The 21,332-nt window shown below is 57.2% G+C and carries 17 protein-coding genes and 5 tRNA genes; 20 read left to right on the forward strand and 2 right to left on the reverse strand.

Annotation, left to right across the window (positions count from 1 at the left end):
• Window positions 1–18 precede the first annotated feature (18 nt).
• Window positions 19–894, reverse strand: coding sequence for a c-type heme family protein (locus tag H7849_RS22535; RefSeq protein WP_186742722.1), 876 nt, complete (start codon window positions 892–894; stop codon window positions 19–21).
• Window positions 895–1,051: 157 nt separating this feature from the next.
• Between H7849_RS22535 and H7849_RS22540 the strand changes: the two genes are divergently transcribed.
• The 20 genes from H7849_RS22540 to H7849_RS22635 all read left to right on the forward strand — a co-directional run bounded on the left by H7849_RS22540 (window position 1,052) and on the right by H7849_RS22635 (window position 20,370).
• The gene (locus tag H7849_RS22540) at window positions 1,052–1,771 is read left to right on the forward strand and encodes a metallophosphoesterase family protein (RefSeq protein WP_186742723.1); all 720 of its coding nucleotides are present in this window, start codon (window positions 1,052–1,054) and stop codon (window positions 1,769–1,771) included.
• Window positions 1,772–1,875: 104 nt separating this feature from the next.
• Window positions 1,876–1,951: transfer RNA gene (locus H7849_RS22545), tRNA-Thr, on the forward strand.
• Between the two features lie 159 nt (window positions 1,952–2,110).
• Window positions 2,111–2,198: transfer RNA gene (locus tag H7849_RS22550), tRNA-Tyr, on the forward strand.
• A gap of 71 nt (window positions 2,199–2,269) precedes the next feature.
• Complete coding sequence (locus H7849_RS22555; protein ID WP_186742724.1) at window positions 2,270–2,458, forward strand: hypothetical protein; 189 nt, start codon at window positions 2,270–2,272, stop codon at window positions 2,456–2,458.
• Window positions 2,459–2,472: 14 nt separating this feature from the next.
• Window positions 2,473–2,548: transfer RNA gene (locus H7849_RS22560), tRNA-Thr, on the forward strand.
• Between the two features lie 163 nt (window positions 2,549–2,711).
• A tRNA-Gly gene (locus H7849_RS22565) sits at window positions 2,712–2,786 on the forward strand.
• Between the two features lie 31 nt (window positions 2,787–2,817).
• A complete protein-coding gene (locus tag H7849_RS22570; RefSeq protein ID WP_186742725.1) occupies window positions 2,818–3,126 on the forward strand; it encodes a hypothetical protein in 309 nt (102 codons plus the stop codon).
• 7 nt (window positions 3,127–3,133) lie between these two features.
• Window positions 3,134–3,460: an antibiotic biosynthesis monooxygenase family protein gene (locus tag H7849_RS22575; RefSeq protein ID WP_186742726.1), complete on the forward strand. Its 327-nt coding sequence runs from the start codon at window positions 3,134–3,136 to the stop codon at window positions 3,458–3,460.
• Window positions 3,461–3,475: 15 nt separating this feature from the next.
• A complete protein-coding gene (gene tuf, locus H7849_RS22580; protein ID WP_186742727.1) occupies window positions 3,476–4,663 on the forward strand; it encodes an elongation factor Tu in 1,188 nt (395 codons plus the stop codon).
• Between the two features lie 115 nt (window positions 4,664–4,778).
• Window positions 4,779–4,928 carry a 50S ribosomal protein L33 gene (gene rpmG, locus H7849_RS22585; RefSeq protein WP_186742728.1) on the forward strand — a complete coding sequence of 50 codons (150 nt, stop codon included), beginning with the start codon at window positions 4,779–4,781 and terminating at the stop codon, window positions 4,926–4,928.
• A gap of 56 nt (window positions 4,929–4,984) precedes the next feature.
• Window positions 4,985–5,060: transfer RNA gene (locus tag H7849_RS22590), tRNA-Trp, on the forward strand.
• An 87-nt stretch (window positions 5,061–5,147) separates the two neighbouring features.
• On the forward strand, window positions 5,148–5,417 hold the full coding sequence (gene secE / locus H7849_RS22595) for a preprotein translocase subunit SecE (protein ID WP_186742729.1): 270 nt from the start codon (window positions 5,148–5,150) through the stop codon (window positions 5,415–5,417).
• A gap of 20 nt (window positions 5,418–5,437) precedes the next feature.
• Window positions 5,438–6,040 (forward strand): transcription termination/antitermination protein NusG, encoded by a 603-nt coding sequence (gene nusG / locus H7849_RS22600; RefSeq protein WP_186742730.1) that lies wholly within the window; start codon window positions 5,438–5,440, stop codon window positions 6,038–6,040.
• 64 nt (window positions 6,041–6,104) lie between these two features.
• Window positions 6,105–6,545 carry a 50S ribosomal protein L11 gene (rplK, locus tag H7849_RS22605; protein ID WP_186742731.1) on the forward strand — a complete coding sequence of 147 codons (441 nt, stop codon included), beginning with the start codon at window positions 6,105–6,107 and terminating at the stop codon, window positions 6,543–6,545.
• 143 nt (window positions 6,546–6,688) lie between these two features.
• Window positions 6,689–7,399, forward strand: coding sequence for a 50S ribosomal protein L1 (rplA, locus tag H7849_RS22610; protein WP_186742732.1), 711 nt, complete (start codon window positions 6,689–6,691; stop codon window positions 7,397–7,399).
• Between the two features lie 77 nt (window positions 7,400–7,476).
• On the forward strand, window positions 7,477–8,193 hold the full coding sequence (gene rplJ, locus H7849_RS22615) for a 50S ribosomal protein L10 (protein ID WP_186742733.1): 717 nt from the start codon (window positions 7,477–7,479) through the stop codon (window positions 8,191–8,193).
• A gap of 157 nt (window positions 8,194–8,350) precedes the next feature.
• Window positions 8,351–8,728, forward strand: a complete 378-nt coding sequence (rplL, locus tag H7849_RS22620; protein WP_186747765.1) for a 50S ribosomal protein L7/L12 — start codon at window positions 8,351–8,353, stop codon at window positions 8,726–8,728.
• A 727-nt stretch (window positions 8,729–9,455) separates the two neighbouring features.
• Window positions 9,456–13,937, forward strand: coding sequence for a DNA-directed RNA polymerase subunit beta (rpoB, locus tag H7849_RS22625; RefSeq protein WP_186742734.1), 4,482 nt, complete (start codon window positions 9,456–9,458; stop codon window positions 13,935–13,937).
• 154 nt (window positions 13,938–14,091) lie between these two features.
• Window positions 14,092–18,282 carry a DNA-directed RNA polymerase subunit beta' gene (rpoC, locus tag H7849_RS22630; protein WP_186742735.1) on the forward strand — a complete coding sequence of 1,397 codons (4,191 nt, stop codon included), beginning with the start codon at window positions 14,092–14,094 and terminating at the stop codon, window positions 18,280–18,282.
• 168 nt (window positions 18,283–18,450) lie between these two features.
• Window positions 18,451–20,370: a CocE/NonD family hydrolase gene (locus tag H7849_RS22635; protein WP_186742736.1), complete on the forward strand. Its 1,920-nt coding sequence runs from the start codon at window positions 18,451–18,453 to the stop codon at window positions 20,368–20,370.
• A gap of 193 nt (window positions 20,371–20,563) precedes the next feature.
• Here H7849_RS22635 and H7849_RS22640 read toward each other — a convergent pair whose 3' ends face one another.
• On the reverse strand, window positions 20,564–21,199 hold the full coding sequence (locus H7849_RS22640) for a hypothetical protein (RefSeq protein ID WP_186742737.1): 636 nt from the start codon (window positions 21,197–21,199) through the stop codon (window positions 20,564–20,566).
• Window positions 21,200–21,332: the final 133 nt, after the last annotated feature.

Genomic DNA, 21,332 nt, shown 5'->3' on the forward strand with positions numbered 1-21,332 from the left:
AAACCATGAGCAGCTTCTCTACTCGTTCAACATCTCCATCGCCTTCTTCAGGCTGGTGTGCATGCGATTGAACGACGTTGTGACTTCAGCGATTTCATCCTTGCCCTTTACCGGCAGCGGTGGCTGATCGATATCGCCGGTGCTGATGAGATCTGCCGATGCGCTTACCTTGCGCAGGGGCCGAATCACGATGAAATACATGCCCAGATCGATGAGCACAATTGTGGCGAGGAAGATAGATCCAAGAGTAATCAGCAGGTTGCGGAAGCCTTCATCGGCGATCTTAATCGGGACTGACATGGGAACGGTGATGATCTGCGATCCCACAATCTCATTCAGCTTCCAACCAAAACCATTCTGAGAGCCATAGCGCTTGATGAGCGCTTTGGGAGCAATGCCGGGAGTGCTGTGACACGTTAGACACCCCTGTTCGGCGACAATCGGGTGCGCCAGATAAAGCGTGGGTCCGACCGGGCTCTCACGTTCGCCGTAAAACTCTTTCGCGCTCGGATTATTACGGAAATAGTTGATGATGTCCGCTTGCCAGTCCTCGGCGCGATCGACAAGATTCGTCGGATTTAGCGTGGCTTCCTTATACGTGTAGTCGGGAAAATTCTTGCGCAGGCGATTGAATGTAACCGTCGCGGCATAGAAAGGGATGGTCTGCGGCAGAAAGGTATTCGCATGCTCCGGCGTGGATTCAAGAATAGGGCTGATCTCTTCTTCGGTGTAGCTGCGCGTTGCGTTTGCGCCGGCGGACATCAACTCAGCCTGGTTCAGGACAACCTTCTTCGCGTCGTCCATGAGAAAACTTCGTGCGTTGACAGCAATCAGAGCCAAGCCAAGGCCAAAAACAACGATCAGAAGAAGATTGAACTTCGCGAGTAGTTTCATTCAGTGAGATCCCTTGTGCGCATTACAGCACAGAGGAACTGCGTGGGGACATATTTTCGTCGCGCGGAGAAACGAAGGTACCATCTCCTGTATATGAATGCGTTTCTTCAAAGTTAAGCTGATTGTTAAGCGGCTTTAGCCCGGCAACGGAGCGATCATGCGCATTGCGGTCCTATCTGACATTCACGGCAATCGGACCGCATTTGAAGCGGTTCTTGCAGACCTGCGCGAGGTCTCACCCGACCTGATTTTGCACGGGGGTGACCTGGCTCATGGTGGATCGGCCCCGGCAGAAATTGTGGACTGCATTCGCGATCTTGGCCGGCAGGGGGTGGTCGGCAATACGGATGAAATGCTCGTGATGCCAGAGTCGTTGGAGGAATTTGCGAGTGAGATGCCACACCTGCAGCGCCTTTTTTCCGTCATTCGCGAGATGGCGGACGTGACTCGTGAAGCCCTGGGAGAGGAGCGGCTTGCATGGCTGGGTGCTTTGCCGCGGAGCCAGATTCTTACTCCCATGGCGCTTGTACACGCCTGTCCCGAGAGCCTCTGGCGCGCGCCCGCGCTGGAAGCTGGAGACGAGGAATTGGAGTCGGTCTATGGGGTGCTCGGTCAACCCGTTGCCGTCTACGCTCACATTCACCGGTCTTACATCCGAAAACTCGCCAGAGTAACCATCGTCAATACCGGTAGCGTGAGCCTTTCTTACGATGGCGATCCGCGCGCCGCCTACCTCTTGCTCAATGACTTCAACCCGGAAATCCGGCGTGTCGAATACGACGTGAACCGGGAAATTCAGGCGCTTGTTGGCTGTGGGCTTCCGCACGCTGACTGGATCGGGAAAACATTGCAAAATGGCCGTTTCCAGATGCCATAGCCGCTCGTTGCGAAGCGTCTCCGCGTGTGATAACCTTTCATTCTGTACGCCTCTTCCAGCTGACGCCTTGGTGTCTTTGGAAACAGGAGTATGAGGCTGTTCGGGCTGGCGTAGCTCAGCTGGTAGAGCATCTGATTTGTAATCAGACGGTCGGGGGTTCAAGTCCCTTCGCCAGCTCCAGAATCCTAAAGCCTCGCAAGAGAAGCGTGAGTTCGATTGGCGCGAGCCATCCGCAGTCATTCCACCTGACAGCGTCCTTGAGAAGCCGGAGTGTTTTTAGGTCTCCGAAGGACAGTTGGTGTCTGACGGAAGTGGAAAGCTTGCACCAGCAGGGTGTTTGCACAGGTGGCCGAGTGGTTAATGGCAGCAGACTGTAAATCTGCCGCTCCTAGGAGCTACGGAGGTTCGAATCCTCCCCTGTGCACCATGAGATGTAGCAGCACCAGTAAGATTTCAAGCTGAGAAGCTTAGATTGTAGTCGGGAAGCGGGTTTCATCTATGCAGGTTCGAGGTTGGAGGCGCAAAGCGGTTGCGCTCCTCGTTCTGAGCGTGCTCGCTGCCTTGGCGTGGGGCACCATGAATTCCGGCAAGGTTCGCATGCTGGTCTTCGTGCTGCTCGGCGGGTTTGCTCTTCGAATTCTGCTGACAGCGGGTCGGCAGTACGATGAGGAAGAGAATCCGCAGTAGGTGTTGGTAAGCAGGCTGATGTAGCTCAGTTGGTAGAGCACTCCCTTGGTAAGGGAGAGGTCACCGGTTCAATCCCGGTCATCAGCTCCAGGATTGGGAAAAGCGCCCGAGGCCGACAGTGGAAAAATGCTGTCGGCCCTGTAGCGTGTAAGTCAAGGCGATTGGCGGGCGTGAACGGAGTGGGAGCCCGCCGCCGAGATCCTGAGCGCATTGCGCGAAGGACCAGGCGATAACAAGGGGCGAGCGGTAAGTAGCGGGAGTAACTCAGTGGTAGAGTCACAGCCTTCCAAGCTGTTGGTCGCGGGTCCGATTCCCGTCTCCCGCTCCAGATTTTAAGTAAGCGGAGTTCGTAGCAAGCAATGTTCGAGCAGGCGGTTCTTCCGGTTCAGGACGAGAAGACTTTTGCCGAAGTGGAAAAGGCATTGCACGACGCCTTTGCTCCGGCGAATGCGGCGAAGTTTCTTCGTCAGGTGGAAAAGGCGAAACTGCGGGCCCGTCAGTTTGAGGCCATCTTGGCGCACGGATTTCTCGGCGCAAAGACGCCAGCGCTGTATGGCTCGCTGGGTGACTCTGACCGAGGGCAGGTTCGCGAAATGTACCTCGGACTGGTTGAGCACGTCGCGCCCGAGGTGCGAGCGAAGTATTTGAAGGTGTACGCGTATTACTGAAGAGTTTGTGTTTGCGCACGCTTCCGAACCCAGTGTTTACGTGGTGATGTGGGAGTTCGAGGTGCGCTCGGGTTGTGAGGAAGCTTTTGTTGAAGCTTACTCCCCGACAGGTGTTTGGGCTCGGTTGTTTCGGAAGTCTCCGGAGTTTCTGGGCGTGGAATTAGTGCGGAGCGTCAAGCATCCCTTACGGTTTTTCACTCTGGATGCATGGACGTCGCGCGCAGCGTTTGAAGGCTTTCGGCAGGAATATTGCGAAAGCTACGAGACGCTGGACGTGAAGCTGGCAGGATTAACGGAGTGGGAGCGTCGGATCGGCGCATTTCCTTCCGAGTAGATTAGGAGACTCGCAATGGCGAAGGAGAAATTTGACCGGTCGAAGCCGCACGTAAACGTGGGGACGATTGGGCATATCGATCACGGGAAGACGACGTTGACGGCGGCGATCACGAAGGTGTTGTCGAAGCACAACCCGAACAACAAGTTCCGCTCGTTTGACACGATTGACAACGCTCCGGAAGAGCGGGAGCGCGGCATCACGATCGCAACGGCGCACGTCGAGTACGAGACGGGGAACCGTCACTACGCGCACGTCGATTGCCCCGGCCACGCCGACTACATCAAGAACATGATCACGGGCGCGGCGCAGATGGACGGCGCGATTCTGGTCGTTGCAGCGACCGATGGCCCGATGCCGCAGACCAAGGAGCACGTGCTGCTGGCCCGCCAGGTAGGCGTGCCGTACATCGTGGTGTTCCTGAACAAGTGCGATGCGGTTGAGGATCCGGAACTGATCGACCTGGTCGAGATGGAAGTGCGCGAGTTGCTGTCGAAGTACAACTTCCCCGGCGACGATGTGCCGGTGGTTCGCGGCTCGGCTCTGGGAGCCCTGAACGGCGAAGCGCAGTGGGAAGCGAAGATCGACGAGCTGATGGAGGCGGTGGACAAGAACGTTCCTCTGCCGGCGCGTGCGATTGACCAGCCCTTCCTGATGCCGATCGAAGACATCTTCTCGATCTCGGGCCGTGGCACGGTGGTGACGGGCCGTATTGAGCGCGGCAAGGTGAAGGTGGGCGAGGAAGTAGAAATCGTCGGTTTCCGCGAGACCAGAAAGACGGTTGTGACGGGCGTGGAAATGTTCAAGAAGCAGCTGGATGAAGGTCTGGCTGGCGACAACGCTGGGCTTCTGCTGCGCGGTATTCCTAAGGAAGACGTCGAGCGCGGCATGGTGCTGGCCAAGACGGCGTCGATCACGCCGCACACGAAGTTCAAGGGTGAGATCTACGTGCTGTCGAAGGAAGAAGGTGGCCGTCATACGCCGTTTTTCAACGGCTACCGTCCGCAGTTCTACTTCCGCACGACGGACGTGACCGGATCGGCGCATCTGCCGGCGGGTACGGAGATGGTGATGCCGGGCGACAACATTTCGCTCGAGATCGAGCTGCATACCCCGGTGGCGATGGAGAAGGGCCTGCGGTTTGCGATCCGCGAAGGCGGACGCACGGTAGGCGCCGGCACTATTACCGAGATCCTGCAGTAGGACTGGCCGTAAACGAAGTTCAGTGAGTCAGCGGAGTTGAGTTTCCGCTGACTACGGAAAGATTGAATTAGCGATTCCAGGGACGTGCTTCCCGGCAATCGGTTAGGATAAAGAGATGCGCGAAATTGTGACATTACAGTGTCCGGTGTGCAAGGAACGGAATTATTCGACGACGAAGAACAAAAAGACGACCACAGGCCGTCTCGAGTTCTCGAAGTTCTGCAAGCGTTGCCGCAAGCACACGGACCACAAAGAAACCAAGTAAGTATTTTGGTTGTTCAGGGCGCCCGAGAGGGCGCGATTGCCTGGACGGCCAGTCCCAGGGGCGTAAGCTCAACGGTTAAACTGTCGGTCTCCAAAACCGAACTTGGGGGTTCGAATCCCTCCGCCCCTGCCAGATTTGAATGCAGCCGCAACCGCTGCCGGGAAATGGTTGCCGCGGAACAGCGGGTAAGCTGTAGGCGTACAAGAAGGAAACAGCGTTATGGCGAAGGCAGCATTGGCAACCGGCGACTCCCCGCAGAAGAGCACTACAACCAGCCAGGTGACCGCGTACTGGACGCGCACGGCCGATTTCCTGAAGGATGTGCGCGGTGAGATGCGCAAAGTCGTCACGCCCTCGCGTTCTGAGGTGCAGGCGACAACCACGGTGGTGATCGTTACGGTTTTCGTCTTCGCGGCGTTCTTCTATGTAGTTGACTCGATTTTTGGTAGCGCGTTGAAGGCTCTGCTGCATTGGCTCGGTGGTCAGTAAGCATGTCAGAAGAAGGAATCATGGCGGAAGAAACCCACGACGAAAACACCGGCAACGATAATCCGGAACAGCTTGGCCCACCAGCCAGCGAGCGCTTCAAGTGGTACATCATCCACGCTTATTCGGGATTTGAGCGTAAAGTTCGCGAGTCGCTCGAAAGCCGCGTGCAGGCCTTCGGTCTGCAGAACAAAATCGGTCGTGTGATGATACCGACCGAACCCGTGACGGAGATCGTCAACGGCAAGAAGCGTACCGTCGAACGGGTCTTTTTGCCCGGCTATGTGCTGGTTGAGATGGATCTCGACAATGACCTGTGGCACGTGATCAAGAACACGCCGCGCGTCACGGGATTTCTCGGGACCGGTGATAAGCCAGTAGCTTTGAGCGAGCAGGAAGTCAGTTCGATCCTCTTCCGCACGGATATTTCGAAGGACAAGCCGCGCCTTAAGATCAAGTTCGAGAAGAACGAGTCCGTGCGGATCACCGAAGGACCGTTTGCGAACTTCAACGGTGTTGTGGACGAAGTCAACGAAGACCGTGAGACGCTCAAGGTGATGGTGACGATTTTTGGCCGCTCGACCCCGGTCGAGCTTGAATTCGGCAAGGTAGAAAAGATCGTTTAGCGAATTTGCAGTACGAGAATCTGGTTGAGCGAAAAGCTCGCCGTAAGGAAAGGTTTTAAAGGCAATGGCAGCTCCAACAAAGAAAGTACAAACTCAGGTCAAGCTCCAGATTGAAGCCGGTAAGGCCACACCAGCGCCTCCGGTCGGCCCCGCGCTCGGTCAGGCGCAGGTCAACATCATGGAATTCTGCAAGCAGTTCAACGCCCGTACGCAGAACAAGGAGATGGCTGGCCTGATCATCCCGGTCGTCATCACCGTCTATGTGGACCGCAGCTTCACCTTTGTTACCAAGACGCCTCCTGCAGCAGTGCTGCTCAAGAAGGCAGCGAACCTGGCCAAGGGTTCGGGGACGCCGAACAAGAACAAGGTCGGCAAGGTGACCGAGGCGCAGGTCCTCGACATCGCCAAGCAGAAGATGCCCGACCTGAACGCCGCTTCAGTCGAAGCCGCTGTGAAGAGCATCAAGGGCACGGCGCGCTCGATGGGGATTGAAGTCACGGCGTAAGGCCGGTTAGGCACATTTCCTGTAGGAAAAACGGGGAAATGTGTGGCATAATCAAAGATGCGTCTCAAGCGCCAGCTTGAAACGCAGTCAACAGCACCACGGCCAGCAGGCGGCATCGACTGTGCGGTGGGAGACGAGGATACATGGCAAAGAAGGTCAGCAAGAATATTGCGAAGGCGCGCGCGGCTGTCGAGAACCGCCCCTATTCGCTCCAGGATGCGGTTCCGCTCCTGCAGAAAGTCAAGTTTGCAAAGTTTGATGAGACGGTCGATCTGACCATGCGTCTCGGTGTCGATCCCAAGCATGCCGACCAGATGGTGCGCGGCACGGTTGTTCTGCCGCACGGCCTGGGCAAGACAAAAAAGGTTGCCGTCATTACTACCGGCGACCGCCAGCGCGATGCGGAAGCGGCGGGTGCGGACATTGTCGGCGGCGAAGAGCTGGTTGAGAAGATTCAGAAGGAAAGCTGGACGGATTTCGACGCCCTGATCGCGACGCCCGACATGATGAAGTCGGTCGGTCGCCTTGGTAAGGTGCTCGGTCCTCGCGGACTGATGCCGAATCCGAAGACGGGTACGGTAACCAGCGATGTCGCTGCGGCCGTAAAGGAGATCAAGGCCGGTAAGGTTGAGTTCCGTACCGACAAAACGGCTCTGGTGCACGTTCCGGTAGGCAAGCTTTCGTTCACGCCGGAGAAGTTGGTGGACAACGCAATGACAGTCATCAGCAGCGTTATGCGTGCCAAGCCTTCGGCAGCGAAAGGCAAGTATATCAAGGGCATCACGCTTAGCTCGACGATGGGCCCTGGTATCTCGCTCGACCACTCGATTGCGGATCAGGCAGCAAAGGCTTAAGCAGATTTTCAAGGATTTCCGGCCAGCTTGCATGAGCGCAATGCGCCGCAGGCGGTGGCCAGTAAGGATTTAGAACAATGCCATTTACGAGAGCAAAGAAGGCAGAGAAGGTTTCGCAGCTGGCGCACGAGCTTGAGGGCTCGACCAGCGCGATTATCGGCACCTTTGCCAAGTTGACCGTCGCGCAGGATTTTGAGCTGCGCAAGACCGTTCGCGCCTCAGGCGGCCGCTACCGCGTGCTTAAGAACAAGCTCGCTGCGCGCGCTTCGAAAGGTACACAGATTGAAGCGGCTCTGCAGGGCCTGAAGGGTGTATCGTCCGTCGCATACACCAGCGGCGACCCGGTCGCGCTGGCCAAGGCACTTTCGACCTGGGTAACTGACAACGCGGAGTTCACCTTTAAGCTCGGCATCATCGACGGCAAAGTGATTACCGTCGAAGAGGTCAAGCAGCTGGCGACCATGCCGGGCAAGGAAGAGATCTTCTCGAAGCTGCTCTTCCTCATCAACGCTCCGGCACAACGTCTGGCCACTGTCATCAACGCGACGGGCCGCGACCTGGCTGTAGTGATCAATCAGGCGGTCGAGCAAAACAAGTTTTCAGGCGCGCAGGCTTCGGCAGCGCAGCCATCCCCGGCGGTGGAGCTGGCTGCAGCGGTTGAGCAAGCCCCGGCAGTGGAGCAGGCTCAGGCAGAACAGCCAGCGGTAGAATCCACTGCGCCAGTGGAGTCGGCTCCAGCGGCCGAACCGGCTGCGCCGGAAGTTTCAGGCGGAGAAGCAGCCGCCAGCGAGTAGCGGAACGCTATTCGCCAAGGGTTGAGAAGTTACAGCCGCAAGCAGGCTTGAGGGGTGCTGGTCTGGGCACAACGGAAACCTCAAGGCGGGCAAGCGGCGACCGGAGCGGCGACGTTTCGGATGGCAAAACAAAATTTAGTTTTACGTGGAGAACATGATGGCGGATTTGCAGCAGTTGGAAGATCAGATTGTCGGGCTTAGCCTGCTGGACGCAGCGGCCCTGGTAAAGAAGCTCGAAGAGCGTCTTGGCGTTTCGGCGGCAGCGGCGGCTCCGGTCGTCGTGGCCGGTGCGGCGGCAGGTGCGGCAGCTCCTGCGGCAGTTGAGCAGACTGAGTTCACCGTTATCCTCAAGGATGCCGGAGCGAACAAGATCAACACTATCAAGGCTGTACGCGAAGTCACCTCGCTGGGTCTGAAGGAAGCCAAGGACTTGGTCGACGGAGCTCCGAAGCCTCTGAAGGAGAACATCAGCAAGGAAGATGCCGAGGCCATCAAGAAGAAGTTCGAAGGCGTCGCGACCATCGAAGTCAAGTAAGCCAACTTGTCAATAAGGCAAGTTGCATGCCAAAGCGGAACGCGCTATGATAACTGTTGCGCGTTCCGTTTGGCTTTCTTTTGTGCAACGAGCCTGACTTTGGGGCGCGACTTTTGCGTAGTTCCTTTTGCGGCTTTGCTATAAGCCGTGGCAAGTCAAATGGTTATACCCGTTTGATGATGGGGTGAACGCAAGGAAAGCTTACCGGCACATTAAGATTGTCGGCATATCTGTGGGCATGCGGCGGACTCGCAGATGTGAAAACTTGGGATCGGCTGTAGGGCGGCATACACGCAGTTGCGAAGCGGCGGGAAACGAACATTCTGTTTATAACAAGTGCACAATCCGGTTGTGGCGCTCGTAAGACATCTTGTCTCTACGAGCGATTGGCATTTGTATCGTCTTTTACTTCTCCGCGCTTTAGCCTCCCACGCTCTACCCTGACAACCCGCATGATGCTGCACTAGCAGCGGTTTTGTCCAGCACTTCGCTCTGACGTTTGTTTTGTACCGCGAGGTTGTCTGGTTTGGCAAGACCGGAGATGTGGAAAGCTCTCCGGAAGTGTTCATCCTGCGCGTTCCGTTTTGGCCCGCAGGTCATTTCTTCAAAGAAACACCATGCTGCCTCTGGGCGAGGACGGAGACGGCAGGATAGAAATCCCTCGGCATGTTGCGTGACTCGGACAGCATGTCATCCACCTCGCGTTTTACGAGCCCAGGAGTGAAGCATGTCAAGCGAGAACCGCGCACTACGCAGCCGTCTCGATTTTTCAAAAATTCCTACATCCATTCAAATCCCTAACCTGATCGAAGTGCAGCGGCGTTCCTACGAGCGTTTCCTGCAGATGGACAAGCTGCCCACCGAGCGCGAAGACAACGGATTGCAATCGGTTTTCACCTCGGTTTTCCCGATTACTGATTTTCGTAATATCTCGCAGCTTGATTTCGTCGACTTCTCGATTGGTAACTGGGAGTGCAAGTGCGGACACCTGAAGGGCCTGCATCACCTGCGTACCGCCTGCGTCAATTGCGGCGCCATGGTTATCACCGACCCATTCCATCCCGGCGATGTGCTCTGCCACAAGTGCGGCACCTACAACAAGAACACGCCTGATTTCTGCAACAAGTGCGGCGACCCTGTAGGCTTGCAGCTCAAGTACGATCAGGCGGAGTGCGAGGAGCGTGGCATGACTTACTCTGCTCCGCTCAAGGTCACCGTGCGCCTCACGATTTACGACAAGGATGCAGAGACCGGCGCCAAGACCATCCGCGACATCAAGGAGCAGGAAGTCTTCTTCGGCGACATTCCGCTGATGACGCAGAATGGCACGTTCATCGTCAACGGAACCGAGCGTGTTATTGTTTCGCAGTTGCACCGTTCGCCCGGCGTCTTCTTTGAGACGGCGAACAACCGCACCTACTTCCTCGGTAAGATCATTCCCTATCGCGGCTCCTGGGTTGAGTTTGAGTACGACCAGAAGAACACGCTCTACGTCCGCATCGACCGCAAGCGTAAGTTCCTCGGCACGATTTTCCTGCGGGCGCTCGGTCTCAAGTCCGACGAAGAGATTCTCAAGACCTTCTACACCGTCGACAAGATCTCGGTGCGTGACAACAAGCTCTTTTGGACGCTCGATGAGAACGCCGAGAAGCCGACACATCTGCTGGGCGCGAAGCCTGCGCACGCTGTTGTAGTCAAGAACGAAGAAATCGCCCACTCTGGCCGCAAGATCACTCCGTCGATCCTGAAGGCGCTGCGTTCGCACAAGGTTTCCGAAGTCGAAATCGAAACCGCCGAACTCGACGGTGCCGTAACCGCAGCCGACGTGATCGACACGACCACGGGAGAAATCTTTCTTGAAGCGAATCAGGAACTCACTGCCGACAAGCTGCACAAGATCATGCAGAGCGGCGTATCTACGGTCGAAGTCTTCTTTCCTGAGCGCGACGATGTGGGCAACATCATCACCAACACGCTGCGCCGCGACTCCGTACGCAAGCCGGAAGAGGCTCTGATCGAGATCTACCGCAAGCTGCGCCCGGGCGATCCGCCGACGCTCGATACCGCGACTGCGCTCTTCGAAGGCATGTTCTTTGATGCGCGCAAGTACGACTTCTCGCGCGTGGGCCGTCTGAAGTTCAACATCAAGCTCTATGAGAGCCAGGATGCGACGCAGCTCGACAAGCGCACGCTGACTCCGGAAGACTTCTACGGAACCATCCGGTACCTGCTCAAGCTGCGCAAGAACATCGGCATCGTGGACGACATCGATCACCTTGGTAACCGCCGCGTGCGTGCTGTCGGTGAACTGATGGAGAACCAGTTCCGCATCGGCCTCGTGCGTATGGAACGCGCCATCAAGGAAAAGATGAGCGTCTATCAGGAGATGTCGACGGCCATGCCGCACGACCTCATCAACGCAAAGCCGGTGATGGCCGCCATCCGTGAGTTCTTCGGTTCCTCGCAGCTCTCGCAGTTCATGGACCAGACCAATCCGCTCTCGGAGATCACGCACAAGCGCCGTCTCTCCGCGCTTGGACCGGGCGGTCTCTCGCGTGAGCGCGCCGGATTCGAAGTCCGCGACGTTCACCCGACGCACTATGGCCGTATCTGCCCGATTGAGACGCCGGAAGGTCCGAATATCGGTCTGATCAGCTCGCTCTCGTGCTTCGCGCGCATCAATGAGTACGGCTTTATTGAATCGCCATACCGCCGCGTGAAAGATCACCGTGTCCTTGATTATGTTCAGGTTACGAATGCCGGTGAGAGCGGTTTGCGTGTCGGCGATCACCTCGAAAAGTCCGAGGCGCTGAAGCTCAACAACCAGCTCAAGAAGGACAAGAAGCGCCACATCGACTTCGAACCCTTCTCCTTCTACCTTTCTGCGTGGGAGGAAGACCGTCACACCATCGCGCAGGCAAACATCGAGCTCGACGAGCATGGAAACATCACCGAAGAGCTGGTGAATGCTCGCCGTCAGGGCAACTTCGTCCTCGTGGACCGCAAGGAAGTCGACTACGTTGACGTGAGCCCGAAGCAGCTGGTCTCGGTTGCCGCATCGCTCGTGCCGTTCCTTGAGCACGACGACGCAAACCGCGCGCTGATGGGCGCCAACATGCAACGCCAGTCGGTGCCGTTGCTCGTGTCGGAAGCTCCGCTTGTCGGAACCGGCATGGAAGGCGTCACTGCGCGCGATTCGGGAGCCGTGATTCTGGCACGCCGTAACGGCGTGGTCGATTCGGTCGACTCCGAGCGCATCATCATCCGCGTGGAAGGTGAGCATCACCCGACGCAGCTGTCGCGTGAAGTTGGTTCGGATATCTACCAGCTGACGAAGTTCAAGCGCTCGAACCAGAACACCTGCATCAACCAGAAGCCGATCGTTCGTCATGGCGATCGCGTGGTGAAGGGACAGGTGATCGCTGACGGTCCTTGCACAGAGCAGGGCGAGCTTGGCCTCGGACGCAACGTGCTCGTGGCTTTCATGCCGTGGCGCGGTTACAACTTCGAGGACGCGATCCTCATCTCGGAAAAGCTCGTTCGTGAGGACTACTACACCTCAGTCCACATCGAAGAGTTCGAGATCGAAGCGCGCGACACGAAGCTTGGACCGGAAGAAATCACGCGTGACATTCCTAATGTTTCAGAGAGCGCACTGCGCGATCTGGACGAGAGCGGTGTCATCCGTATCGGCGCGAAGATCAAGCACAACGATATTCTCGTCGGTAAGGTCACCCCCAAGGGCGAGACGCAGCTCACTCCGGAAGAGAAGCTGCTGCGCGCCATCTTCGGCGAAAAGGCCGGCGACGTGCGCGACGCATCGCTCACCTGCCCTCCAGGTATCGAAGGCACGGTGGTCGATGTTCGCATATTCTCCCGCAAGGGTCAGGAGAAGGACGAGCGCGCCAAGCTGATCGAAGGCGAGCAGGTTGCGAAGCTTGAAAAGAACCTCGCCGATGAGATTCGTATTCTCACCGACGAGCGTCTGAAGCGTCTCGAAGCGATCCTCGGAGGCAAGGAAGTTCTTGCCGACCTTCACGACGAGCGCACCAATAAGCGCCTCCTCGTGAAGGGAGCAATCCTCGACCGCGACACCATCGAGCTGATCTCGACCAAAAACCTTAAGCGCATCCGTTACAACGACAAGGACCCGCGCGTGAATGAGCAGATCGACGAGATCGAGGAAATGACCTCGCGTCAGATCGATGTGTTGCGCAAGATCACGAACGAGCGCATCTCCAAGCTGCAGAAGGGCGACGAGCTTGCTCCCGGCGTCATCAAGCTGGTCAAGGTTTACATCGCCATGAAGCGCAAACTCTCCGTCGGTGACAAGATGGCCGGACGCCACGGTAACAAGGGCGTCATCGCGCGCATCCTGCCCGAAGAGGACATGCCATATCTGCCCGATGGCAAGCCGGTAGAAATTGTTCTCAACCCGCTTGGTGTGCCTTCGCGTATGAACGTTGGTCAGATTCTCGAAACGCACCTTGGCTGGGCTGCGCACGAACTCGGCGAGCAGGTTGCCGAAATCGTGAAGCAGAACCAGGACGCCAATGCGATCCGCGAAGTCTTCAGGGAGCGCTTCTCCGGTACTGCCGCTCTGCGTCAGCTCCTTGAGCTCGACGACGAGCAGGTCAGGCGGGTGGGTCTGGGTATGCAGAAGGGCATCTGGTTTGGCACGGCAGTCTTTGACGGTGCGCGCGAAACCGAGATCAAGGCGCTTCTCGCCGCTGCTGGACTTCCCAGCTCAGGCAAGACGCCGCTCTTTGACGGCATGACCGGCGAAGAGTTCGAACAGCCGGCGACCGTGGGCTACATCTACATGCTCAAGCTCTCGCATCTGGTTGACGACAAGATCCACGCGCGCTCGATCGGGCCGTACTCGCTTATCACGCAGCAGCCGCTGGGTGGTAAGGCGCAGTTCGGAGGCCAGCGCTTCGGAGAAATGGAAGTGTGGGCGCTTGAAGCATATGGCGCTGCCTACATTCTCCAGGAGCTGCTTACCGCCAAGTCCGACGACGTCTATGGCCGTACCAAGATTTACGAGGCCATCGTCAAGGGCGAGGCAGCCATTGAGCCCGGCGTGCCGGAATCGTTCAACGTGTTGATTCGCGAGTTGCAGGCGCTCTGCCTTGATGTGGAACTCATCAAGCAGGTAGGCGACGACGCAAAGAAGCAGCCGCTGCCAACATTCGCAGCCGCCGACTAAGCGGCGAAACGGAAGGCGAGGGCTTTAGCCCTCGCCTGCCCGAACAAGTTTTGCAAGGGGCTTCAGCCCCCTGAGATAAGCATCATGGGACCTGTCCCGCCGGGAGCGACAGGCCACCCCACACAGAAGTACCCGGAACTCAAGGAGGGTCACCTTGTACCGTTCCAGCCCGTTTGAATTAACCAGCCCGATCACGGATTTCGACGCTATCCGCATCTCGCTCGCTTCGCCCGAGAAGATTCGCAGCTGGTCGCATGGCGAAGTCACCAAGCCGGAAACCATCAACTACCGCACCTTCAAGCCGGAGCGCGACGGACTGTTCTGCGCCCGCATCTTCGGCCCGGTCACCGACTGGGAGTGTCTCTGCGGCAAGTACAAGCGCATGAAGCATCGCGGCGTCATCTGCGACAAGTGCGGCGTTGAAGTTACGCTGTCAAAGGTTCGCCGTGAGCGCCTCGGCCACATCGAGCTGGCCTCGCCCTGCTCGCACGTCTGGTTCTTCAAGGGCCTGCCGTCGCGCATCGGCCACCTGCTCGACATTTCTCTGCGTGATCTCGAAAGCGTGCTCTACTTCGAAAGCTATGTTGTCGTAGATCCAGGCGACTCGCCGACGCGCGAGCGCGAGATCATTAAGGATGAAAACCGCTTCCGCGAACTCGACCAGCAGTATCGCCCGTCTGGTTTCAAGGGCATGATGGGTGCCGAGGCGATCAAGGAATTGCTGAAGCGCGTCAATGTTGACGAGCTGGCCGTCGAGCTGCGCGAGCGCATGAAGGCTGAGACCTCGCTGCAGAAGCGCCTCAAGTATTCGAAGCGCCTCAAGGTTGTCGAAGCCTTCCGCAAGTCCGGCAACAAGCCGCAGTGGATGATTCTCGACGTAATCCCGGTCATTCCGCCGGAGCTGCGTCCCCTCGTTCCTCTGGACGGCGGCCGCTTCGCGACGTCTGATCTGAACGACCTGTATCGCCGCGTCATCAACCGCAACAACCGCCTCAAGAAGCTCATGGACCTCCACGCGCCTGAGGTGATCGTGCGCAACGAAAAGCGCATGTTGCAGGAAGCTGTCGATGCGCTCTTCGACAACGGCCGTCGTGGCCGCGTTCTGCGCGGCGCGAACAACCGTCCGCTGAAGTCGCTCTCTGACACCCTCAAGGGCAAGCAGGGCCGCTTCCGTCAGAACCTGCTCGGTAAGCGCGTTGATTACTCTGGCCGTTCGGTCATCGTCGTCGGTCCTGAGCTGAAACTGCATCAGTGCGGTCTGCCAAAGAAGATGGCGCTTGAACTCTTCAAGCCCTTCATCTATCACCGCCTTGAGCAGACAGGCCACTGCACGACCATCAAGCAGGCAAAGGAAATGGTCGAGCTGCAGGAGCCGATCGTGTGGGACATCCTTGAAGAAGTCATCAAGGACCATCCGGTACTCTTGAACCGTGCCCCAACCCTGCACCGCCTCGGCATCCAGGCCTTTGAGCCTGTGCTTGTTGAAGGCAAGGCCATTAAGATTCACCCGCTCGTTTGCACCGCGTTCAACGCGGACTTCGACGGTGACCAGATGGCCGTGCACATTCCGCTGTCGCCAGAAGCGCAGGTGGAAGCCAGCGTGCTGATGCTCGCTTCGCACAACATCCTGTCGCCCGCGTCCGGTCAGCCGATCACCGTTCCTACACAGGACATGGTTCTCGGTCTCTACTATCTGACCAAGGCCAAGAAGGGGGGCAAGGGTGAAGGCCGCGTCTTCGCGAACACCGAAGAAGTACTCATGGCCCTCGAAGCCAAGGAGATCGAAACCCTCACGCCGATTCGTCTGCGCTACACCGGTTCTGTCCTCGACATGACCACCGCATACGACGATCAGGATCTGACGCACACCGAGCCGGTCGAGTACGACAAGCAGTACATCACCACGACCGTCGGCCGCGCCATCCTGAACGACGCTCTTGCGGATGGCATGCCGTACGTCAACGGTCTGCTCAAGAAGAAGGGCATCGGCCAGCTGGTCAACTACTGCTACCTGAACCTCGGCCTTGAAGTTACAGTCAAGATGCTCGACCGCATCAAGGAACTGGGCTTCCAGTACGCGACGCGCTCCGGCCTCTCCGTCGGCCTGGACGACATGGTCATCCCGGAGACGAAGTACGGTGTCGTGCGCGAAGCGGAAAAGCAGCGCTTTGCCGTGCAGCAGCAGTACCTTGACGGCGCGATCACCAACGGTGAGCGCAACAACAAGGTCATTCAGCTGTGGTCATCTGTAACCGAGAAGGTTGCGGATGAGATGTTCAACAACATGAAGAACGCCGACAAGGAAGGAGCCATGAACCCGATCTACATCATGGCCGATTCCGGTGCTCGTGGTTCGAAGCAGCAGATTCGTCAGCTCTCCGGCATGCGCGGACTGATGGCGAAGCCGTCGGGCGAAATCATCGAGACCCCCATCACGGCAAACTTCCGTGAAGGCCTCACCGTGCTCGAATACTTCATTTCGACGCACGGCGCGCGTAAGGGTCTGGCTGACACCGCTCTGAAGACTGCTGACTCCGGCTACCTGACACGTCGATTGGTTGATGTGGCGCAGGATGTCATCGTCAGCGAGCACACCTGCGGAACCGTCGAAGGCATCTACGTAACTCCTATCGTCGAGTCTGGCGAAATCATCGAGCCGCTGCGTGACCGCATCATCGGCCGCGTCTCGCTCGAAAAGATCAAGGACTACGAAGGCAGCGTCATCGTCGACATCAACCAGGAGATCACCGAAGACCTCGCATCGCAGATTCAGGCAGCCGGCATTGAGCGCGTCAAGATTCGCTCCGTGCTCACCTGCGAATCCAAGCGTGGCGTCTGCATCCTCTGCTATGGCCGCAACCTCGGCTCCGGCAAGATGGTTGAGCTCGGCGAAGCTGTCGGCGTCATCGCCGCGCAGTCCATCGGTGAGCCCGGAACGCAGCTCACGATGCGTACCTTCCACATCGGTGGTACGGCATCGCGTGTTTCGGAGCAGTCGAAGCTCGACGCGAAGAACAACGGTACCGTCCGCTTCATCAACATGGTCACCGTTCGTTCAAAGGGTGGCGATCTGGTTTCCATGAACCGTTCGGGTTCGATCGCCGTTGTTGACGACCGTGGCCGTGAGAAGGAGCGCTACCAGGTTGTGTACGGCGCAAAGCTGAAGGTGGAAGACGGTCAGAAGGTCGAGCTCGGTCAGGCAATGGTCGAGTGGGATCCCTACACGTTCGCGATCCTCACTGAGATCGGCGGCACCATCCAGTTCAAGGACCTGCAGGAAGGCATCACCCTGCATGAGGAAGTCGATGAGGTTACCGGCCTCTCGCGCCTCGTCGTCGGCGATGCACCTGATGAGAAGCGCCAGCCAGCGATCCTCATCAAGGGCAGCAAGGGCAACAAGCGTTATCTGATGCCTTCGCGCGCTCACCTAATGATCCAGGACGGCGACGAAGTCTTCCCCGGCGATATCCTTGCCAAGATTCCGCGCGAAACCACGCGCACCAAGGACATCACCGGCGGTCTGCCTCGCGTCGTAGAACTCTTCGAAGCCCGCAAGCCGCGCGAAACCGCCATCATCAGCGAAATCGATGGTGTGGTGAAGTTCGGCGAAGTCAGCAAGGGTCAGCGTAAGATCTACGTCACCGCTGACAACGGCGAGGAGAAGGAGTACTCGGTGCCTCGCGGCGTCCACGTCAACGTGCAGGAGGGTGAACGCCTGCGCGCCGGCGAGCCGCTGATGGATGGACCGCTCAACCCGCACGACATTCTCGCCGTGCTCGGTGAGAAGGAGCTGCAGGCCTACCTGGTGAACGAAATCCAGGAAGTCTACCGTCTCCAGGGCGTGGCCATCTCCGACAAGCACATCGAGACCATCGTCCGCCAGATGCTGCGCTGGGTGAAGATCGAGGAAGTCGGCGACACAAACTTCCTGCTCGAACAGCAGGTTGACAAGTTCCGCTTCCGCAACGAGAACGAGCGCGCCATCTCGAATGGTGGACGTCCGGCAACTGGCCGTCCGCTTCTGCTCGGTATCACCAAAGCGTCGCTGTCTACCGAGAGCTTCATCTCGGCAGCCAGCTTCCAGGAGACCACGCGCGTACTGACCGAGGCGTCCATCAACGGTGCCGTCGACAACCTGCGCGGCCTCAAGGAGAACGTCATCGTCGGCCGTCTCATCCCGGCTGGAACCGGCATGGAATACTACCGCAACATCTCGCTCTCACCGGAACTGGAAGAAGCGGCAGCCAAGGTCCAACAGGAAGTGCAGACTGCTTACGAGGAAGCAGAGCGCGAACTCGAAATGATGCGCCAGGAAGGCGAAGCCGAAGAAATGGCTGCCGAATAATACTGGCCCCAACGCTAAACTGAAAAGCCCCGCCTCGTGCGGGGCTTTTTCAGTTCCTGCCATCTCCAGCAAAGCTTCCATTGCACAGACTGGCTAGCATAAAAATGAGTCGCTAAGCCCGCGATGCGTTTAGACTGTCCTTTTCCACTCCACTATGCCTGAGGTTTCATGAAGAGGGTCCGTTCGATTTACTTAATCCTGTTGTGTCTTCTTGCCAGCCTGCTTCCAGTAGAAGCCAGAGCTCAGGAAAAGCCGGCAACTCCCGAAGAAGATTACGTAAAGGCGCACTATACCAAGTACGAATATCGCATTCCCATGCGCGATGGCGTGCATCTATTCACTTCTGTCTACGTGCCCAAAGACACTTCGCAGAGTTATCCATTCATGATTGATCGCACTCCCTACAGTGTTGCTCCGTATGGCGAGGATCAATACAAAAAGACTCTCGGGCCGTCCGACGAATTCGAGAAGGCGGGCTACATCTTCGTTTACCAGGATGTGCGCGGGCGCTACCTGTCCGAGGGAAAGTTCGTCGAAATGCACCCGCACATTGTCGACAAGAAGTCGCCGCAAGACGTCGACGACAGCTCTGACATGTACGACACGCTGGAGTATCTGCTGAAACATGTGCAAAACAACAATGGCAAGGCAGGCATTTGGGGGATCTCCTACCCCGGCTTTTATACCTCAGCCAGCATCATCGATTCGCACCCTGCGCTGAAGGCAGCATCACCGCAGGCGCCCATGACGAACCTCTTCAAAGGCGATGATGCCTATCATGGCGGGGCATTCATGTTGGGTGCAAACTTCGGCTTCTATACATCCTTCAAGCCGTTCGAAGAACCTTCCCTGCCGAAGCGTGAAGTGCCCTTCCAGATGGGAACGCCGAATGGCTATGAGTTCTATCTGCAGGCGGGCGCAACGGAGAACCTCGATAAGAAGTACCTGAAGGGCTCCAACCCACTCTTCAACGACCAGCTCTTCCACACAACCTACGACGAGTACTGGAAGGAGCGCGACCTCTCACAGCACATGAAAAATGTGAAATGCGCCGTGCTCGTTGTAGGCGGATGGTTCGACGCAGAGGACTTATCCGGACCATACAACACCTTTTACGCAATCAACAAATTCAATCCAGAGACCGCCACGACGCTGGTTGAAGGGCCGTGGGTGCATGGTGGGTGGGCGCGCAATGACGGAGACCATTTGGGAGACGCGCAGTTCAACGCGAAAACTGCCGAGTTCTTCCGCAGAAATATTCAGTTCCCGTTTTTCGAGTACTACTTGAAGGGCAAAGGCTCGCCGATGCCGAAGGCCTACGTATTTGAAACTGGAACAAACGTGTGGCGCACCTATGACGCTTGGCCGCCAGCACAGGCAAAGCCAAAGATGCTCTACTTCCATGCCGGTGGCAAGCTCTCCCTTGATCCTCCTGTCGAAAAGGAGGGTTCAGACGATTACATCAGCGATCCATCTCATCCCGTTCCCTTCGTCGGTTACACAACAGATACGATTCCCCAACGCTACATGGTCGACGATCAACGCTTCGCATCCTCGCGCACGGACGTGCTTGTCTACCAGACCGATCCACTAACAGAGGACGTAACAATTGCCGGACCGATTTCTCCGAAGCTGAAAGTAGCAACCACGGGTACGGACTCCGACTTCGTTGTAAAACTGATCGATGTGTACCCCAACGACTATCCCGATCCGGATACGGGCGGCACGACAGGCAAGCGTGTGATCGACACACCACCGTTACGGATGGGCGGCTATCAACAGCTCCTGCGCGGCGAGCCGATGCGGGCGAAGTTTCGTGATAGCTGGGAGAAGCCCGAGACCATGACCCCAGGGAAGATGGCCGAGGTCGACTTCTCCATGCCCGATCTCAATCACACTTTCCGCAAGGGGCATTGCATTATGGTGCAGGTGCAGAGTTCGTGGTTTCCGCTGGTCGATCGCAACCCGCAAACCTTCACCGACATCCCGCATGCCAAGCCAGAAGATTTCAAGAAGGCAACAGAAACTGTCTTTCGCGATAGCAACGCCGCATCAGGTGTTGAGGTTTTAGTTCTGCCCCAGCCTTAGCCTGTAGCGCAGACGAGTAAATGCTATACGAACAATCCAAGGCCCCAGTTGAACTGGGGCCTTTTTAATTTCTTGCTCAACCGATGTGATTGTGAAGCGAATCGTCCCCGACAAACGACCGCACCTTGGGATCGTGCCAAGGCTATGCGAGCAGGGCCGGCTTCTCACCGCGCGTGGTACGCCTCAATTTAAGTTAAGGGTTCTTACCGCCGAACTGCTCGCAAGAAACGTTGGGATGCCAGTTCACGAACGCGCCATTGGGATTGTCTTTCCACGCCCAGACATGCAGTGTATAGAAGGCCGGCAAGCCGAAACGATTGGGACTCTCGAAGTAGTGAAAGAGCTGGCCCATGAGTTCTGGAGGACCTGGATTCTTCTTATCCCACGCATCGGCGAGGACCAGAAAATCGGCGCCTATCAGTTGCAGCCCTCCATTCGGTGTTGGTTCGTAGATCACGATCTGGGGACGTGTGGGATCGAGCTCGCCACGGTTTACTAGAAGCGAGTTCACAAAGTGGAGACCCATTGCTCCTGAATCGGGTCCGCTTACGCAGCCGAATTGGAGAGAATAGCCCTCGGCCTCAGCTACGGAGACGTCCTTAAACCGTTCGGTCGATTGCCTGACAATATTGATCAGGGCACTCGCCTGGCTCTGGGCCGCTGGGGTTGGCTGTTGATGCGTCGTCGCGTGCGAATGGCTATCCTGCGCCAGAACATGCAAGGGATAAACGCTGAATAGACTGAGCGCGAACGCGATGCCAGCATACTGGAATCGTTTCACAAACTGTCTGAAATTTACAATTGCTGTTTGGATATGTGTCGTACTCAATGGACTTGTCTCCTTGTTTCTCTAACAAGGAGATCGGAAAGTGACAATCAAAAGACGACAAACTCCTATCCATATTTGGTAAGATCGCGGGCTAGATGGAAAGTCAAAATGGACCGCCAAGAAAAAGGCCATC

The sequence above is a fragment of the Alloacidobacterium dinghuense genome (genome assembly GCF_014274465.1).
In the GTDB taxonomy this organism is placed as follows: Bacteria; Acidobacteriota; Terriglobia; order Terriglobales; family Acidobacteriaceae; genus Alloacidobacterium; species Alloacidobacterium dinghuense.

Bases quoted from the DNA above. Each gene is read 5' to 3' on its own strand.
- H7849_RS22535 (WP_186742722.1), bottom strand. From the start codon at position 894: ATGAAACTACTCGCGAAGTTCAATCTTCTTCTGATCGTTGTTTTTGGC.
- H7849_RS22540 (WP_186742723.1), top strand. From the start codon at position 1,052: ATGCGCATTGCGGTCCTATCTGACATTCACGGCAATCGGACCGCATTT.
- H7849_RS22555 (WP_186742724.1), top strand. From the start codon at position 2,270: ATGCAGGTTCGAGGTTGGAGGCGCAAAGCGGTTGCGCTCCTCGTTCTG.
- H7849_RS22570 (WP_186742725.1), top strand. From the start codon at position 2,818: ATGTTCGAGCAGGCGGTTCTTCCGGTTCAGGACGAGAAGACTTTTGCC.
- tuf (WP_186742727.1), top strand. From the start codon at position 3,476: ATGGCGAAGGAGAAATTTGACCGGTCGAAGCCGCACGTAAACGTGGGG.
- rpmG (WP_186742728.1), top strand. From the start codon at position 4,779: ATGCGCGAAATTGTGACATTACAGTGTCCGGTGTGCAAGGAACGGAAT.
- secE (WP_186742729.1), top strand. From the start codon at position 5,148: ATGGCGAAGGCAGCATTGGCAACCGGCGACTCCCCGCAGAAGAGCACT.
- nusG (WP_186742730.1), top strand. From the start codon at position 5,438: ATGGCGGAAGAAACCCACGACGAAAACACCGGCAACGATAATCCGGAA.
- rplK (WP_186742731.1), top strand. From the start codon at position 6,105: ATGGCAGCTCCAACAAAGAAAGTACAAACTCAGGTCAAGCTCCAGATT.
- rplA (WP_186742732.1), top strand. From the start codon at position 6,689: ATGGCAAAGAAGGTCAGCAAGAATATTGCGAAGGCGCGCGCGGCTGTC.
- rplJ (WP_186742733.1), top strand. From the start codon at position 7,477: ATGCCATTTACGAGAGCAAAGAAGGCAGAGAAGGTTTCGCAGCTGGCG.
- rplL (WP_186747765.1), top strand. From the start codon at position 8,351: ATGGCGGATTTGCAGCAGTTGGAAGATCAGATTGTCGGGCTTAGCCTG.
- rpoB (WP_186742734.1), top strand. From the start codon at position 9,456: ATGTCAAGCGAGAACCGCGCACTACGCAGCCGTCTCGATTTTTCAAAA.
- H7849_RS22635 (WP_186742736.1), top strand. From the start codon at position 18,451: ATGAAGAGGGTCCGTTCGATTTACTTAATCCTGTTGTGTCTTCTTGCC.